Annotated in this window: 2 protein-coding genes; both read right to left on the minus strand. The window is 68.0% G+C overall.

Annotation, left to right across the window (positions count from 1 at the left end):
- Positions 1–14: 14 nt before the first annotated feature.
- Positions 15–896, minus strand: coding sequence for an IS3 family transposase (locus ROI90_RS21065; protein WP_316000257.1), 882 nt, complete (start codon positions 894–896; stop codon positions 15–17).
- Positions 893–1,195, minus strand: a complete 303-nt coding sequence (locus ROI90_RS21070; RefSeq protein ID WP_316000258.1) for a transposase — start codon at positions 1,193–1,195, stop codon at positions 893–895. Before ROI90_RS21070 ends, ROI90_RS21065 begins: the two co-directional genes overlap by 4 nt.
- Positions 1,196–1,246: the final 51 nt, after the last annotated feature.

The raw sequence follows: 1,246 nt of genomic DNA on the forward strand, positions 1-1,246 counted from the left end.
CTGAGGTGGTCTAGCTAAGCCGGACAGAGTTGGGACGTTGTTTGGAGTTGGGTTTCGAAGTGGTTGGGCGATTGATAGCCGAGTGCCGAATGCCGTCGCTCGGCGTTGTAATAGGCGATGTGGTGGCTGATTTCGAGCCGGGCTTCGGCCAGACCAGGGAAGCTGCCCCCGTCGAGCAGTTCAGCTTTGAAGCGGCTCCAAAACGATTCGGCGTGGGCGTTGTCGTAGCAGTTGCCGCGCCGGCTCATGCTTTGCACTGCCCCGTGGCGGGCCAGCAGGTCCTTGAAGCGGGTGGCCGTGTACTGGCTGCCCTGATCGGAGTGGACGACGAGCCCGGCCGGCGGGCGGCGCACCACGAGCGCCCGGCGCAAGGCCTCGCTGACCAGGTCTTCGGGCATCGTGTCGCGCACGTCCCAGCCGACAATTTTGCGCGAGCAGCGGTCGAGCCACACGGCCAGGTAGAGCCAGCCGCCGCCCTGGCGGGGCAGGTAGGTGATGTCGCCCACCCAGACCCGGTTCGGGGCCGCGGGGGCCGGCTGGCCGAGCAAGCGGTTGGGCGCGGCGCGCACGGCCGGGTCCGAGTCGGTGGTGCGCGGCACGAACGAGCGGGGCTGTTGGGCGCGCAGGCCGTGGGCCTGGAGCACGCGGCGAATGCGCCAACGGCCGACCGCATGGCCCTGGGCCTGCACTTCAGCGCGCAACCGACGCGTGCCGTAGCGTTGGCTGTGGTGCGCAAAGGACTCGCGCACGGCCACTTGCCAGGCCGGCTCGGACACGGGTTGGTCCTGCTGCCGACGCCAGGCGTAGTAGGCGGCCGGGGCCACGCGCAGCACCTGGCAGAGCTGGCGCACGGGCACCTGTGCCCGACGCTGGGCGATGTGGCGGTAGGCGCTCACCGGGTCGGTTGGCCGAAGATGACCAAGGCTTTTTTTAAAATGTCGAGCTCCTGCTCGGCCCGTTTCAACCGGGCCCGCAGGGCGCGCACCTCCGGGTCGCGCGCCACTTCTTCACTGCCCACCTCGGCCACGAGCTGCGCTTGCTGCCAGCGGTAGAGAAGCTTGGGGCTAATGCCCAACTGCCGGGCGGCTGCCTGCGTGCTGCGGCTCTCGCTGGCCAGGCGCAGGGCCTCCGCCTTAAACGCCTCGTCGTACTTGCGCCGTTTATCGGGCGACGCCCCGCTGGTTTTTGCTGCCATGACAGAAGAAATATACGTCCTTCTTCTGTCCGTCATGCCTAGACCACCTCA

The organism is Hymenobacter endophyticus (assembly GCF_032464715.1).
Lineage (GTDB): Bacteria > Bacteroidota > Bacteroidia > Cytophagales > Hymenobacteraceae > Hymenobacter > Hymenobacter endophyticus.

What these genes read in the sequence shown, in the direction of transcription:
- ROI90_RS21070 (WP_316000258.1), bottom strand. Translation starts at nt 1,195, where the DNA reads ATGGCAGCAAAAACCAGCGGGGCGTCGCCCGATAAACGGCGCAAGTAC.